The organism is Thiomicrospira cyclica ALM1 (assembly GCF_000214825.1).
In the GTDB taxonomy this organism is placed as follows: domain Bacteria; phylum Pseudomonadota; class Gammaproteobacteria; order Thiomicrospirales; family Thiomicrospiraceae; genus Thiomicrospira; species Thiomicrospira cyclica.
Genome location: NC_015581.1, coordinates 596,069 through 611,483, shown reverse-complemented (window position 1 = coordinate 611,483; position 15,415 = coordinate 596,069). Strand labels below are relative to the sequence as shown.

21 protein-coding genes are annotated in these 15,415 nt (G+C 44.7%); 6 read left to right on the top strand and 15 right to left on the bottom strand.

The window, feature by feature from the left end:
• Positions 1 to 69: 69 nt before the first annotated feature.
• From THICY_RS02440 to THICY_RS02375, 14 genes are read right to left on the bottom strand one after another with little or no spacing between them, the layout of a single operon-like run.
• Complete coding sequence (locus THICY_RS02440; protein WP_013835035.1) at positions 70 to 813, bottom strand: Nif3-like dinuclear metal center hexameric protein; 744 nt, start codon at positions 811 to 813, stop codon at positions 70 to 72.
• Between the two features lie 16 nt (positions 814 to 829).
• Positions 830 to 1,939, bottom strand: coding sequence for a histidinol-phosphate transaminase (hisC, locus tag THICY_RS02435; RefSeq protein WP_013835034.1), 1,110 nt, complete (start codon positions 1,937 to 1,939; stop codon positions 830 to 832).
• 1 nt (position 1,940) lies between these two features.
• Positions 1,941 to 3,248, bottom strand: coding sequence for a histidinol dehydrogenase (gene hisD, locus THICY_RS02430; RefSeq protein ID WP_013835033.1), 1,308 nt, complete (start codon positions 3,246 to 3,248; stop codon positions 1,941 to 1,943).
• 2 nt (positions 3,249 to 3,250) lie between these two features.
• Positions 3,251 to 3,883, bottom strand: a complete 633-nt coding sequence (gene hisG / locus THICY_RS02425; protein WP_013835032.1) for an ATP phosphoribosyltransferase — start codon at positions 3,881 to 3,883, stop codon at positions 3,251 to 3,253.
• Between the two features lie 15 nt (positions 3,884 to 3,898).
• Positions 3,899 to 5,158: a UDP-N-acetylglucosamine 1-carboxyvinyltransferase gene (gene murA / locus THICY_RS02420; RefSeq protein ID WP_013835031.1), complete on the bottom strand. Its 1,260-nt coding sequence runs from the start codon at positions 5,156 to 5,158 to the stop codon at positions 3,899 to 3,901.
• Entirely contained in the window at positions 5,159 to 5,386 is a 228-nt protein-coding gene (locus tag THICY_RS02415; protein WP_013835030.1) for a BolA family protein, read from the bottom strand. It abuts the gene before it with no gap.
• A gap of 14 nt (positions 5,387 to 5,400) precedes the next feature.
• Entirely contained in the window at positions 5,401 to 6,162 is a 762-nt protein-coding gene (locus tag THICY_RS02410; protein WP_013835029.1) for an ABC transporter permease, read from the bottom strand.
• The gene (locus THICY_RS02405) at positions 6,159 to 7,091 is read right to left on the bottom strand and encodes an ABC transporter ATP-binding protein (RefSeq protein ID WP_013835028.1); all 933 of its coding nucleotides are present in this window, start codon (positions 7,089 to 7,091) and stop codon (positions 6,159 to 6,161) included. The genes THICY_RS02410 and THICY_RS02405 overlap by 4 nt, the downstream gene beginning before the upstream one ends.
• A complete protein-coding gene (locus tag THICY_RS02400) occupies positions 7,088 to 7,387 on the bottom strand; it encodes an STAS domain-containing protein (protein ID WP_245534975.1) in 300 nt (99 codons plus the stop codon). Before THICY_RS02400 ends, THICY_RS02405 begins: the two co-directional genes overlap by 4 nt.
• Positions 7,388 to 8,002 (bottom strand): MlaC/ttg2D family ABC transporter substrate-binding protein, encoded by a 615-nt coding sequence (locus THICY_RS02395; protein ID WP_013835026.1) that lies wholly within the window; start codon positions 8,000 to 8,002, stop codon positions 7,388 to 7,390. It abuts the gene before it with no gap.
• Positions 7,999 to 8,469, bottom strand: coding sequence for an outer membrane lipid asymmetry maintenance protein MlaD (gene mlaD, locus THICY_RS02390; protein ID WP_013835025.1), 471 nt, complete (start codon positions 8,467 to 8,469; stop codon positions 7,999 to 8,001). The genes THICY_RS02395 and mlaD overlap by 4 nt, the downstream gene beginning before the upstream one ends.
• A 13-nt stretch (positions 8,470 to 8,482) precedes the next feature.
• Positions 8,483 to 9,256: a lipid asymmetry maintenance ABC transporter permease subunit MlaE gene (gene mlaE, locus THICY_RS02385; protein WP_013835024.1), complete on the bottom strand. Its 774-nt coding sequence runs from the start codon at positions 9,254 to 9,256 to the stop codon at positions 8,483 to 8,485.
• Complete coding sequence (locus THICY_RS02380; RefSeq protein WP_013835023.1) at positions 9,256 to 10,047, bottom strand: ABC transporter ATP-binding protein; 792 nt, start codon at positions 10,045 to 10,047, stop codon at positions 9,256 to 9,258. Before THICY_RS02380 ends, mlaE begins: the two co-directional genes overlap by 1 nt.
• Before the next feature lie 35 nt (positions 10,048 to 10,082).
• Positions 10,083 to 10,712: a hypothetical protein gene (locus THICY_RS02375; RefSeq protein WP_013835022.1), complete on the bottom strand. Its 630-nt coding sequence runs from the start codon at positions 10,710 to 10,712 to the stop codon at positions 10,083 to 10,085.
• Positions 10,713 to 10,872: 160 nt separating this feature from the next.
• Between THICY_RS02375 and THICY_RS02370 the strand changes: the two genes are divergently transcribed.
• From THICY_RS02370 to hpf, 6 genes are all read left to right on the top strand, one after another.
• Positions 10,873 to 11,847, top strand: coding sequence for a calcium/sodium antiporter (locus tag THICY_RS02370; RefSeq protein ID WP_245534974.1), 975 nt, complete (start codon positions 10,873 to 10,875; stop codon positions 11,845 to 11,847).
• A gap of 13 nt (positions 11,848 to 11,860) precedes the next feature.
• Positions 11,861 to 12,385, top strand: a complete 525-nt coding sequence (locus THICY_RS02365) for a KdsC family phosphatase (RefSeq protein WP_013835020.1) — start codon at positions 11,861 to 11,863, stop codon at positions 12,383 to 12,385.
• Between the two features lie 3 nt (positions 12,386 to 12,388).
• A complete protein-coding gene (gene lptC, locus THICY_RS02360) occupies positions 12,389 to 12,970 on the top strand; it encodes an LPS export ABC transporter periplasmic protein LptC (RefSeq protein WP_083816657.1) in 582 nt (193 codons plus the stop codon).
• Entirely contained in the window at positions 12,948 to 13,517 is a 570-nt protein-coding gene (lptA, locus tag THICY_RS02355) for a lipopolysaccharide transport periplasmic protein LptA (RefSeq protein WP_013835018.1), read from the top strand. Before lptC ends, lptA begins: the two co-directional genes overlap by 23 nt.
• The gene (lptB, locus tag THICY_RS02350) at positions 13,517 to 14,242 is read left to right on the top strand and encodes an LPS export ABC transporter ATP-binding protein (protein ID WP_013835017.1); all 726 of its coding nucleotides are present in this window, start codon (positions 13,517 to 13,519) and stop codon (positions 14,240 to 14,242) included. Before lptA ends, lptB begins: the two co-directional genes overlap by 1 nt.
• 89 nt (positions 14,243 to 14,331) lie before the next feature.
• A complete protein-coding gene (hpf, locus tag THICY_RS02345; protein WP_013835016.1) occupies positions 14,332 to 14,661 on the top strand; it encodes a ribosome hibernation-promoting factor, HPF/YfiA family in 330 nt (109 codons plus the stop codon).
• Positions 14,662 to 14,767: 106 nt separating this feature from the next.
• On the opposite strand, the gene THICY_RS02340 is transcribed toward hpf, so the two are convergent.
• Positions 14,768 to 15,259 (bottom strand): low molecular weight protein-tyrosine-phosphatase, encoded by a 492-nt coding sequence (locus THICY_RS02340; RefSeq protein WP_013835015.1) that lies wholly within the window; start codon positions 15,257 to 15,259, stop codon positions 14,768 to 14,770.
• Positions 15,260 to 15,415 lie beyond the last annotated feature (156 nt).

Genomic DNA, 15,415 nt, shown 5'->3' with positions numbered 1-15,415 from the left:
AAATCTTTATACTGCAATTAATAGATTCTATCCAGTTAACTCTTCGGAGGTAACCTATTGTTTTTTAAGCTAAACCGGATTTACCAAATTCACAAACTCACAATCAATGGTGAATTTTTCCTTGATATGTTGTGCCAATGCCGACACGCCCCAAGTTTCTGTGGCATGGTGCCCAGCAGCCAAGTAATGAATTTTTCCCTCCAGCGCACTGTGAAAAGTTTGTTCTGATACCTCGCCGCTGATAAAAACATCGGCACCCCAGGCTTGAGCTTGATCAATCATATGTTGAGCGCCACCAGTGCACCAAGCCACCTGGTTAATAACATCAGGTCCACCGGGCAGGTGTAACGGATCACGTTGCAATAGCGCACCAACACGCTGTTTAAAGTCTTCAATAGGTTCGGGTCTAACAAGACGACCCAATCTTAACAAACCTGCCTGAGGCGTAATATCTTCTAGACTCAACGCCCGACCTAACACGGCGTTATTACCTAATTCGGCATGTGCATCCAAAGGTAAATGGTAAGCCAATAGGTTAATATCGTAAGCCAGTAGCTTTTTGAGCCGTTGACGTTTCATTCCAGTGATTTCTGGCGCTTCGTTACGCCAAAAATAACCATGATGAACAATTATCGCATCTGCTTGTTGAGCAATTGCATAATCGATAAGCGCTTCTGACGCAGTGACACCGGTTACTATTTTTTGTAACTGCTCGGTACCTTCAACTTGCAACCCATTTGGGGCATAATCTTTAAACTGATCGACGGCCAAATATTCGGCTAAGTAATGAACTAGTTGATTCCTTGCCAACATTTGAAATAACTCCTTTTTAGCGTGACGGCAACAGCGCAGCCAAGCCTTTGAGTAGCTGGCTATTCTCACTAATCGAGCCGACCGTAATGCGTAAACAATTAGCAAGCACACCGCCCTGACCACTCAAATTCTTAATCAGAATGCCTACCGCTTTGAGGCCTTCAAATACATCCGTTGCGGTTGGCCCAGCTAAATCTAAACGAATCACAATAAAGTTGGCTGCACTCGGGTAAACAGCCACTCCTGGCAATTCAGCGAGTTGCTTAGCTAGCTCAGCACGATCTTGACAAATTTGTAACGCTTGCTCAGCTAGAATCGGCCAATGCGCTAATGCAACGAGTGCGCTGGCTTGCGTCATGGTGTTAATGTTATAGGGTAAACGCAACTTATCAATCTGCTCTATCCATGCCACCGGACCAACTAAATAACCTAAACGTAAGCCAGCGAGACCAACCTTTGAAAAGGTCCGCATCACCAATACATTAGGATACGCGCAGGTATCCTGCACAAAGGAATCTTCAGCAAAAGCATGATAAGCTTCATCCACCACAACCAGACCTGGTGCTGCTTCAATAATGCGAATCACATCTTGTCTAGACAAAGCATTACCAGTTGGATTATTGGGGTAGGCAATAAAAACGAGTGCTGGTTGCTGTTCGATCATTGCAGTGATAAAACTGTCAACATCCAATTGAAAGCTTTCATCCAAGGGTACCGAGCAATAGTCTGCGCCTAAAAACCGTGCAATCATGTCATACATCACAAAGGTCGGCGCTATCGACATCACTTTTGCATCCGGCTTATTCACCGCCATAATCAATAACTGAATGATCTCATCAGAGCCATTGCCAAACAACAACCCCGTTGCTGATGTTAAATTTAAATGCCGATGCAATGTTTGATGCAACTCAGTCGCACTGGGATCTGGATAGCGATTTAAACTCAACTCAGCCAGCTTTGCTAACCAGGCCTGGCGCAAATCATCCGGCCAACCATAGGGATTTTCCATCGCATCCAATTTAATCATATTGGTACTTGGTGGTACATGGTAGGCATTGATTGCCCGCACCTCTGTGCGAACGAGGCTATCAATAGCTTGTTCAACTGCGTTAAAGGCAACGGCCATGTTATTTGCGCAACCGATAACGCGCCGATGCGGCATGCGCTTGCAAACCTTCACCGTCTGCCAAAATAGCGGCTGTTCGACCCAAAGTATCGGCACCTTCCGGTGAACACATAATCAAACTTGAACGCTTTTGGAAGTCATAGACACCTAATGGTGATGAGAAACGTGCCGTGCGTGATGTGGGCAATACATGGTTAGGCCCAGCACAATAATCACCCAAAGCCTCAGCCGTATAACGCCCCATAAAAATGGCCCCCGCATGACGGATCTTAGGCAACATCGCTTTCGGATCATCAACAGATAACTCTAAATGCTCAGGCGCAATCAGATTAATCATCTCAATAGCTTGTTCCATATCTTTTACTGTAATCACGGCACCACGGGCTTCCAAAGCGGTGCGGATAATGTTCTTACGAGGCATGGTCTCTAACAAGCGAGTCATGCTTTCAATCACTTTATCGGCAAATGCGGCATCTGGTGTCACCAAGATAGACTGCGCATCTTCATCATGCTCAGCCTGCGAAAATAAATCCATCGCGATCCAATCTGGATCTGTATCGCCATCACAAACCACTAAAATTTCTGATGGACCGGCAATCATGTCGATACCCACTGTGCCAAATACCATTCGTTTTGCCGTAGCAACATAAATATTACCGGGACCCACGATTTTATCAACCGCAGGAATGGTTTCAGTGCCATAAGCTAAGGCGGCGACGGCTTGCGCACCACCCACGCAGAAGACGCGATCGACACCACAAATAGCAGCTGCCGCTAACACTAGTTCATTAACTTCACCACGCGGTGTTGGCACCACCATAATCAGCTCTTTAACACCCGCTACCTTGGCGGGCACAGCGTTCATGACCACCGATGAAGGATAAGCCGCTTTACCGCCGGGTACATACAAACCTACTCGGTCCAACGGGGTAACCTGTTGACCTAACATTGTGCCATCGGCTTCTTCATAACTCCAAGAATCTGATTTCTGACGAAGGTGATAAGCTTCGACGCGTTTTGCCGATAACTCTAATGCTTCACGTTGCTCAGCGGGTAAATTCGCAAGAGCCTGCTGTAGACGCGCCTGCGAAATTTCTAACTCAGCGGAATCGGTTAAGGTTAATTGATCAAACTTGGCCGTATAGTCCATCAGTGCTTGGTTGCCGCGCTGGCGCACATCCATCACTACCTCTTTAACCACTTGGTTTACACGATCGTCGGACACACTTTCCCAAGACAGGATTTGGTCCATGTTGGTATTAAAATCTGCTTCATTCGCATCAAAACGTCGGATGGCTAGCGTGCTCATGATTATTTACCTATTACTGTGTTAAATTTTTCAATTATTTGCTGGATTTGCGCATACTTAGTTTTATACGCATGCTGATTCACAATTAAACGTGAACTAATATCAGCGATGTGTTCAAGCGGTTTGAGGTGATTAGCTTTTAATGTATTTCCCGTATCAACCAAGTCAACAATACGATCAGCTAAGCCAATCAATGGCGCTAATTCCATTGAACCATATAGCTTTATCAAATCCACCTGCTGACCTTGCGCGGCATAATAAGCACGCGCAGAATTGACATATTTTGTGGCGATTTTTAAACGGTGACCGTGTGGACGCTCTTCAACGGGTCCGGCCACCATTAAACGACATTTCGCAATCTGCAAATCAAGTAACTCATACAAATTATCACTAGGCGCTTCCATTAAGACGTCTTTACCAGCCACACCTAAATCAGCCGCCCCATATGACACATAGGTTGGCGCATCAGTCGTACGCACAACTAATAAACGTACATTAGGCTGTGTTGTTTCTAAAATCAGTTTGCGACTAGTATCCGGATCATCCAAAGGTTCAATTCCGGCCGCTTTTAGCAAGGGCAAAGTGTCTTTAAAAATGCGGCCTTTTGATAAGGCAATCGTAAGTTGGTTTGACATAACTTTCTCAGTAAATTAATGACTTAAACGTTGGATATTCGCGCCTAAACGATGAAACTTTTCTTCGATCAGCTCATAACCACGGTCAATATGGTAAATTTGCTCGACAAAGGTTTCACCCTCCGCCACAAGAGCCGCAAGAATCAAGCACGCTGACGCACGCAGGTCGGTCGCTTTTACGGTCACCCCGCTTAATCTATCCTGCCCTGGCGTAACCGCAAGATTGCCCTCGACTTTTATGTGGGCACCCATTTTGGTTAGCTCTGATACGTGCATAAAACGATTTTCAAAAATCGTTTCGCGAATCGCACCCGGTCCACTAGCCAGTAAGTTCATAACTAAAAACTGCGCTTGCATATCCGTTGGAAAGCCAGGATAAGGCTGTGTTTCAACGTTCACAGGATTTAACTGACGATCTCGGCAATCAATCTTAATAGAACGCTCCGATGTCGATATGTCGCAACCCGCCTCAATGAATTTAGCCAAGACAGCCTTTAAATGCACAGGCTCAACATTGGATACAGTAATAGTTGATCCGGTTACCGCTGCTGCCGCTAAATAGGTACCCGCCTCAATTCGATCAGGGATAACACGGTAATCAACACCGTTCAATTCATCAACACCTTTTATGACCAGATGATCAGTACCGATGCCGGTGATTTTAGCGCCCATCTTAGTAAGAAAAATCGCCAAATCCGTTACTTCTGGCTCGCAAGCCGCATTCCGTAGATGGGTAACTCCTTCTGCAAGCACAGCCGCCATTAATAAATTTTCAGTCCCAGTGACCGTGACTTTATCCATTAAAATATCCGCACCCTGCAAGCGTTTTGCCTTCGCGTGAATAAAGCCATCCTCAATACGGATATCAGCACCCATCGCTTCCATACCTTTAATATGAATATCAACGGGTCTAGAACCTATCGCGCAACCACCCGGCAATGCGACGTGCGCCTCGCCAAAACGAGCTAATAACGGTCCCATTACTAGGATAGATGCGCGCATACTTTTAACCAATGCAAAAGGTGCAGTGAAATCTTTTAACTCACTGGCATCAACTGTGATATTCATCCGCTCATCGATCATTATTTGCGCACCCAAAGTCGCTAACAATTGCAGACTGGTTGTGACGTCTTTTAAATGCGGAATATTGGATAATGTCACCGGCGACTTGGCTAATACACAGCCCATTAAAATCGGCAAGGCTGCGTTCTTTGAGCCCGAGACTTCAACTTCTCCGGAGAGTTTGGCGCCTCCCGTTATAACCAATCTTTCCATTTATGCCGTCTCTAACACACTGGTTTTTATCGAAAGCGCGTGCAACTCACCCGACTCAAACTGTTGTTTAAAAATATCATTCACGGTGCGATGACGTTGCAAAGGCGTCATCCCTTTAAATTGTGAGGCTTTGACTTCTACTGAAAAGTTACAGTCAGCACCCGACATAGTGACTTGAGAACCGGGCAACAGGTCATGTATCATTTGTTGAATCTTTTCTGGCGACATATTAATTTCCCTTTTTAGTGGCGTATTTTAACGCCTTTGTGCAACAAAACTAAATTTATTGCGCTTACTAGTACTAAAAACAGCAGCGTTACTCCTAAACTCAACCAAACAGAAATATCGGAAACGGCATAAAATCCATATCGAAAACCATCTACCATATAAAAAAATGGATTAAACATGGATAGTGTCTGCCAAAAACTCGGTAACGAGTGAATCGAGTAGAATACGCCACTTAAAAAGGTCAAAGGCATGATAATAAAGTTTTGGAATGCCGCCAAATGGTCATATTTGGACGCCACTATACCCGCAATCAGCCCCAATCCACCAACGACAGCCGCACTTAAAACAGCGAATAACAAAATCCAGCCAGCATGATATATCTGCAAATCATAGCCAATCCAACCAACAACCAGCACCCCAACGCCAACAGCAAGCCCGCGCACAACCGCTGCGGCCACAAAGGCAACATATAAGTCTAATGCGCTTAATGGACTCAACAAAACAAAACTAAGGTTGCCATAAATTTTTGACTGAATAATACTGGAAGACGAATTTGAAAAGGCATTTTGCAAGATAGCCATCATCACCAGGCCTGGTATTAAAAATTGACTGTAAGTAATATTGCCAAATTCTAGAATCTTAGTTTCTATAACCGTACCAAAGATAAGCAAAAACAACAGTGTTGATACAATCGGTGCGAAGATAGTTTGAACGGCCACTGAATAAAAGCGCCGCACTTCTTTTACAAAAAAAGTCCAAGAGCCATAATAATTCACGATACTGACTCCGTTATGTTCAAAAAGACCTCTTCAAGTTTCGCATCTTGCCAGCGAATATCCGCCACCGCAACAGACTGTTGTTGTGCCCATGCCAACATTTGCGCTGTTGTCACGATCTTTGCCAATTTGATCCTAAACTTAATAGCGGATAGCTTTTGCACATCAAACACATCCTTTGCAAACTCAGCCCGATTCAGCAGGCCTGCTAAATCAACAGGCTGCTCAAGCTCCAATTGAAGATGACGAAATGGATGACGGGCGATTAAATCTTGGGTTTTTTCTAGCGCAATAAGCTGCCCTTTCTGCATGATGCCTACGCTATCGCATAGGCTTTCCGCTTCCTCAAGATAGTGAGTTGTCAGGATAATCGTATGCCCTTGTTGATGCAGTTCGTTGGCAAATTGCCAAAGTGTGCGCCGTAAATCGACATCAACACCCGCTGTCGGTTCATCAAGGACAATGACTTGTGGTCGATGTACTAACGCCATCGCAATTAACACCCGACGCTTCATACCACCCGATAATTGCTGGGTATCAACGCCCGCCTTATCTGTTAGTGACAATCTCTCCAGCAACTCATCAATCCAAGTCTGCTGCTTTGCGCCACGCAAGCCAAAATACCCGGACTGCAATGTCAACAACTGACGGATGTTGAAAAATGGGTCAGCAATGAGCTCTTGTGGCACCAGCCCTAATGCACGCCGAGCCGCCGTTGCCGAGCTAACCACATCATTCCCCATCACTTTGGCCTGCCCACTGGTTGCCTTCACCAAACCAGCCATCGTGTTGATAAGTGTTGATTTTCCCGCACCATTTGGACCAAGCAACCCAAAAAACTGCCCCTGTTCAACACTAAAGCTGACGTCATTGAGCGCTCGCAACGAGCCATAATCCTTAACAAGATGGTCAAATTCCACAGCTTTCATGATCGCGCCTGACCAAAGTCACTAAGGTAACCGTTAAGATTGTAGAGTTCCGCCAACTCCAACGCGGCTGCAGGTATACGTTGAATCTTAAGATTCGGCGACAACTCCATCCAGCAAACTAGACAAGCCAAACCAGCACTATCTATTTGATCTACAGCCGCTAAATCTACCGCGTTAAAAGGTAATGATGGCTTTTGAAACCAAACCTGCAAACTCACTTGTTCATTAAGAGACTCAATGGTCATTTGACCAGCTAACTGCAAACAATCTGCCTCTAATTGCCAAGATAATGCCACTTAATTAAACCCCACATTACGATCTTTCATACCATCGATAACGGCTTGTAAGCCGCGGCGTTCAATATCAGTAGCGTAAGTTTGTCGTAAGCTTAGCAATAGGCTGATATTTTCTGCTAACACGTCATAGATCATCCAGTTACCACTAGACGCTTCCTTATGAACCCGATAAGCAATATCAAAATTGTTGCCATTAGACTGCTTGACGCGCGTTTGAACTATCACACGGTCTTGGCCATCGGGGATAGCGCCACCTATCTCAACACTTTCAACATTAAAACGCATTAAACTATTCGAATACTGTTGAATCACAGACAAGGTAAATTGCTCAACAAAATCTTGCTGTTGCTGCGGTGTCGCCGCACGCCAATCACGACCAACCACAAAACGCGCCATTCGCATCGTATCTACATAGGGTAAAAGGGCTTCATCAGCAAAGGCTTTTAACGCTTTAGGATCCTGCGCCAGCTCTTCGGCACGCGCTTTTAATTCATTAAGCACCAAACCAGACATGCCTTGAATCATGACCTGTGGATCCGATTGATCGATCGTGTTGGCTTTAGCGACACCTACTGTCAAAAGTAGCGCGGTTGCTAGACCAGTAATCCATTTCATTCACGACCTCCTTCGGTCAAACTTACCATTAAACGTCCAATTAAATTTTCTAACACTAATGCCGACTGGGTAAAGTGAATACGATCACCGGCTTGCAAGACATCTTCATCGCCTCCCACCTCCAGGCCAATGTATTGACTTCCAAGCAGACCCGAGGTCAATATTGACACCGATGAATCCATGGGAATATCATCAAACTCGCGGTAGATATCCATCACAACACGCGCCCGATAGGATATTGGGTCAAGTTCAATACGGTTAACACGGCCAACAACAACACCGGAAACCTTTACTGGTGCACGCGCGGTTAAGCCGCCAATATTAGAGAATAAGGCATCAACCTGATAAGTTGGACGATCTTGTAACCCACTGAAATTACTCACCTTAAGCGCAATAAAGACGGTCGAAATCAATGTAATCAGCACCAAAAGACCAACACCTATTTCAAACTTTAGTTGTTTTGACATGCGTATTCCTTTATCAGGTAAACATTATTGAGGTTAATATAAAATCCAAGCCAAGCACACCCAACGAGGCGTGAACCACCGTACGCGTAGTTGCACGACTGACCCCTTCAGAAGTAGGAATGGCATAGCAGCCCTGATAAAGCGCTACTATTGCAATTAATACCGCGAATACTACAGCTTTAATAAATCCATTAATAACATCGGCATGCCAATCCACATTTTGATTCATTTGCGCCCAGAATGCGCCTGAATCAACACCCAGCCAGCCAACGGTTACTACATAGCCGCCAAAGATGCCTAGCGCAATAAAGATCATTGCCAACATAGGCAATGCGATGATACAAGCTAAAACACGGGGCATAACAACATAACGCATTGGATCAACAGCCATCATCTCCAATGCCGAAAACTGTTCTGTTGAGCGCATCAAACCCACTTCAGCCGTCAAAGCAGAACCTGCTCGACCGGCAAATAGCAATGCCGCAACAACAGGCCCCAATTCTCGAATCAATGACAACGCAGTCATGGTTCCGACCGCTTCTTCCGAATTAAAAGTTTTGAGTATGTGGTGGCCTTGCAACCCGAGCACCATCCCCACAAATAGACCCGCTGTGACGATAATTGGCAAGGACAGCACACCAGCCATGTAAACCTGCTTCATTAATAGGCGAATACGCCACAACCCACTGGGAATTAACGGCAGTAATTGCCACACAAACAAGGCCATTTGACCAATTCCCGCCAACATCATTAATGTTGAGCGCCCTAAGCTTGCCATCGAACGCATCACTTTGAAACACCCCATGGCTCAACCGGAAAATGGAACGGCACCGGGCCATCTGCCGTTCCCTGTAAAAACTGTTGAACATACGCGGAATCCGATGCTAATAACTCAGCGGGTGTGCCTTCTTCAATAATGCGACCTTCAGATAGCACACAAGCATGATCGGCAATTGATAATACCTCGTTGACATCATGAGACACTAACACACTAGTTAAATGCAATTGATCATTCAGCGACTTAATGAGTTTAATTAACACCCCCATCGTAATAGGGTCTTGACCAACAAACGGCTCATCGTAAAAAATAACCTCAGGATCCAAAATAATCGCACGTGCCAACGCCACACGACGTGCCATCCCCCCAGAAAGCTGAGCAGGCATTAAATCTTTGGCGCCGCGCAAACCTACCGCCTCCAGCTTCATTGCAACCAGCTTTTCTATTAAAACCGGAGCAAGATGTTGGTAGTGTTCAGTCACGGAAAAAGCAACGTTTTCATAAACAGTCAAGTCAGTTAATAACGCACCACTCTGAAACAACATACCCATCTTCTGACGCAATTTGTAGAGCGCGGAACGAGATAAAGATTGGATGTCTTGTCCGTAAAAAAACACTTGGCCACTATCTGGCTTTAACTGACCCACCATTAACTTTAATAGTGTTGTTTTGCCAGTACCACTTGGCCCCATAATCGCGGTAATTTTTCCTGGGTACACCTTAAAGCTCAGGTGCTCAAAAATTTTACGCTGACCGCGACTAAAGCTTAGGTCAACCACTTCGATAATTGGACGTGCCAAAATAATGACTCACTTATAATTTTTAATGAATTTGACTAGTAACCGAGCAGTTCGATCATGCTCGACAAATCCGTTAACTGCTTAATTGAGACCTGGTTTGCATTCACAAAAACGGGCACAGCGCTTGTACCTGGTAACGTTGTTCTGAACGCCTCGATGAGTTGGCGCTGTTCTTTAAGATTAGCAGGCAACCTATCAAACATACCCAAGGGCTCACCTGAAAAACATACCTCATTATAATCCCATTGCCAGCTAGATAATACCCATGACGCCGAGAGAGGTTGCATTAAGGTAACAGCTAACCCATTAAAAATTGAGTGGTGCTCGTGATATAAATCGGCCGTCCAACCCCCAGTTAATAGCAGGCCTGCTAACTTTGAACCCAACGCACCTTTAATCCATTGAACCTTTGCGACAGATGCCGCACTAACATCTGACCAATTCAAGTAAACAAAGTTTTCCGCTAACATGGCTTCATCTAGGCTAATAAGCCGAGCCTGATCCCACTGCATCCAATCGTGCTGTGGCGCCATAGCCACTCTAAAATTGTTAAAGTAATAATCTGCGCGCCAATCTTCTGGCAAATCATCTGGATAAAACTGGCTTTGCAAAACGGGTTCCTGCCATGCAGAAAAGCCAACCGACATACTTTTTAAACCACCCATTGCCCACATCCATTTAGTAAATTTAAGGGATAGATACTACCTGCCATAAATTTTATTTATAAACAAGTCATAAATAAGTATAATGACCTGACAAAACAGACTTTATAGTCTGACAGTAAATTTGGATTGGGGATTATAACGCCAAATGATTGCTTCTCTTATGCTTCCATCATTATTACTCGTTTTTGGACTCGCCCTGCTGGTTTTTAGTTCTAATTATTTTATCGAGGGCACGGCCAATGTCGCTCTTCGATACAAAGTCTCACCACTGATAATCGGCATCGTCATTATTGGTTTTGGCACGTCTAGCCCAGAAATTATTGTTGCTATAATCGCATCGCTGGAAGGTAACCCCGGACTCGCAATTGGTAATGCGGTGGGTTCTAACATCACCAACATTGGTCTGGTACTGGGCGTTACCGCACTCATCGCACCTCTGGTAGTCAAATCGTCTGTGTTAAGACGAGAGTTCCCGATTCTGTTAATTGTTACTGGATTTGGGATGGCGTTAATCATGGACCATCGACTTGGCGTTGTTGATGGCATCATTTTATTAACCACTCTATTCGCCATTCTGGGCTGGATGATCTACAGCAACCGCAATATTAGTAGCAACGACCCCCTCTCAGAAGATATCAATAAAGAGCTTAATGAACTACCCAAGCTCAGCAAAGCAAAATCCTTCACCTACCTCATTTTAGGCCTAATATTCCTAATTATTAGCGCCCGCATGATGGTATGGGGTGCGGTAGAAATTGCCGAATATTTTGAAATACCGGATCTCATTATTGGCTTGACCATTATTGCTATTGGCACCAGCTTACCTGAGTTGGCCGCCGCCATAACTGCTGCCCTTAAAAATGAAGTAGACCTAATGATCGGCAATATATTAGGCTCCAATCTATTCAACATTCTAGCGGTTTTAGCGGTGCCATCAATTCTAGCGCCCTCACTCATTGATATTGAAGTACTCAAACGTGATTACCCGATTATGCTGTTATTCACCGTCGCAATGCTTTTAGTGGCTCTACCCAGAAAAGGCAACGCGGTTATTTCACGTATTGAAGGCGGGCTACTTTTAACCCTATTTGTTGCTTACTTGGGTCTGTTATACTACTCGACAGTGAATATTTAGCCGAGTAAATACAATGACGGATTTAGCCACACGCGCCGCGAAAATTAAATTACTGATTTTAGATGTCGATGGCGTTTTAACCGACAACCGTCTTTTTTACGGTGACAACGGGGTGGAGTATAAAAGCTTTTACACCCGTGACGGTCATGCGATGGTTCTTTGGCGCAAAAGTGGTTTAGATCTTGGGGTTATTACCGGCAGAAAATCACAACTGGTCGCCAACCGGATGAACGACTTAAAGGTGAAATACTTATTTCAAGGCGTTCCTGACAAGCTTCCGGTATTTGAGCAGCTATTAAAAGATGAAGGTCTAAATGCCGATGAAATTGCCTACATGGGTGATGATATTTTAGACCTGCCCATCCTAACCCGCGTTGGTTTAGCCAGCTGTCCGCAAGATGCCGACCCAGAAGTCATAAAACGTGTCCACTTTGTCAGTGAAAAGGTGGGGGGCCAAGGAGCTGTTCGCGAACTCATTGAAATGATGTTAAAAGCCCAGGGGCACTGGCAAGCACATATGGACTTTTACCTGCGTTAGGCTATGACCTCCCAAAGCAAGCGATTGACCCGTTTTTTTTCTTCAGCCCTTATGTTTCTGGGCTTATCGGCTTTGCTACTTTACATCATTAGCTCAGAGTTACCCCAACACACAACAAGCCAATTATCAGTATCGCTACCAAACCAACAAGAGTGGCGAATGCAGAACAGTCAAACCTGGACTCTTGACCGCACCAACCCCGCGCTGAGCCAACAACTTATTAGCCAACTCAGTTATCAAATAGAAAACACCATCTACCTTCAGCATCCTATTTTTGTTCGCTATAGCGACCAGGCGCATATTGCTTGGGCAGATTTTGGCAATCTCACCAACCAGCAACTCGTATTAGTTGACGAAGTTAACATCATTAGCCAGCATCAAGACCCGACCAATAACTGGACACTCCTTACTGATGAACTTCATTACGATGCCGACAATGGGATCATTCAAGGACCTGGCCAAATTACCTTTCAACGGACAACACTTCAGCAAACCGGTCGCGGATACGTTTATAATCTTAATCTTGAGCATCTCACCATAAAACATGAAGCTAGCACCTACTATGAATCCACGCAGACGCCTTGAACAAACTTCCGTATCAACGATTTGGGTAAACCATTGGCTAATGGCCATTTTTTTAATAGCCATTGCTTTAACACCATTGTGTGTAACGGCACAACCTAACAACCAAGAGCCGATTAATATTCAAGCCAATCAGCTTGATGCCTATGATCAATTGGGCGAAAGCCACTATGAAGGTGATGTCATTGCCCGCCAAGGCCACATGACGCTTCTTGGGGATACGCTGGTTGTTTTCCATCCAAATCGCTTAATTGACCGGATTGTGACCGACGGTGAACCCGCACACTTTAAAATAAACGACCCTGAACAAGGGCTCGTCAAAGGCCACGCCGACCAAATAATTTATTATATAAACCAAGAGGTTGCGCATCTTATAGGCAATGCCTTTGTTGATCGCGCGCAAACCCAATCAATCCAAGCAGGGCTGATTATTGTGGATTTAATCACCATGACCATGCAAGCGAGTGGTGCCCCTAGCGCAGATCCAACCAAGCCCGATCAGAGAGAAGGTCGCGTAGAAATGATTTTTATCCCGGGACAACAAGAATAATGGCTCACTTTTACGCCAGAAACCTAGCCAAAAGCTATAAAAAATATCGTGTCGTCGAGTCCGTTGATTTAGATGTCTACAGTGGTCAGGTTGTTGGTTTATTAGGTCCCAATGGCGCGGGTAAAACCACCACCTTCTATATGATGACAGGCCTTGTATCTCACAATGCCGGCAAAATTTTTCTAGATGACCAAGACATTAGTGAACTGCCTATCGATAAGCGCGCCAAGCTTGGGATTGGATACCTACCCCAAGAAGCGTCCATCTTCCGTAAACTCACTGTCTATGACAATATTATGGCTATTCTAGAAATGCGCCCAGAGCTGACCGATGTCGCCCGCGAACAAAAACTGCAAGGTCTATTAACAGACCTCAATATTCACCATATTGTTCATCAATTAGGTCAAGCATTGTCTGGGGGAGAACGACGACGGGTGGAAATTGCTCGTGCGTTGGCTATGGAGCCAAAATTTATTTTACTTGATGAACCTTTTGCCGGCGTCGACCCCATATCTGTAAAAGATATTCAAACCATAATCACTCACCTTAAAGAAATGCAAATTGGGGTACTTATCACCGATCACAATGTCCGTGAAACATTGGGCGTTTGCGATTATGCCTACATTCTTCATGCTGGCCACATTTTAGCGGCTGGCAAGCCCAGTGGGATTATAGACAACCCTGAGGTGCGCGCCGTCTACTTAGGGGACAACTTCTCGCTTTAAAATACGCAGCTACGATTCGCACAAATTAGCCTTGTGCTATAATCAAACAGGGCCATAAATAAAAATAACTTTGCATAAGGAGACGATCAATGCAAATCAATATCACAGGTCACCATGTAGAACTTACAGATGCGTTACGCGACTACGTTAACGAAAAACTAACAAAGCTAGAGCGTCACTTCGACCACGTTACCAATGTTCACGTTATTTTGACAGTTGAAAAGCAAAATCAAAAAGCGGAAGCAACTGTTCATGTTTCAGGTCAGGATTTATTTGCACAAAATGAAACTCAGGACATGTATGCGTCAATTGATGGTTTAATTGACAAACTTGATCGCCAAATAATTAAGCATAAAGAAAAAATAAGCGATCATAATCAAAAATCAGGTGGCATCAAAAACATGGCGGTTGAAGTTTAGACCGAAACGTCATCTTACTGCGCCTAGAGAAGCCCGCGGCATCAAACTGGATGTCAGCGGGTTTTTTTATACTCTATTTCCTAAAATGGAATCGCCAGCGAGCGAACTACCAGCCCTGCTTTTGCCGAATCGTTGATAGTAAATTGGCGCAAGCGGTTTCTACCATGTCAAACACCTGTTCAAATCCTTGCGGACCGCCATAGTAAGGATCGGGGACATCTTTGCGCCCAACCTCCGGTGCAAAGTCCAACAAATAGCTGACTCGATGGTGCTCTTCCCTTGGTCCAAGCTCTATTACTAGTTGGTAATTATGATCGTCCATAACCAATAAATAATCGAACTCATAAAAATCACTAAACGCAACTTTTCGTGCGCGTAAATCAGCCATAGCTATATTACGACTAGCCGCCGTTTCCATTGACCTAGGATCTGGCGGATTGCCAATGTGATAAGCATGTGTTCCGGCTGAATCAATACGAATTTTATTAACCAGTCCTGCTTGTTCAACAAGCTTACGAAATACAGCGTGCGCCGTCGGTGATCGGCATATATTGCCCATACAAATAAATAACACACCAACTGACTGACTCTGACTCATATCCCACCTATAGGTTGATAAAAAACAAAGACTAAATTGTAGCCTATTGAACTGGATAATGAAACGCGATGCCAAAATCATCTATCCCAAACGACATCAAAACAAAGATGCCAATCCGGCTAACAACCGTTAAAATGATGATTTTTTAAGAACATC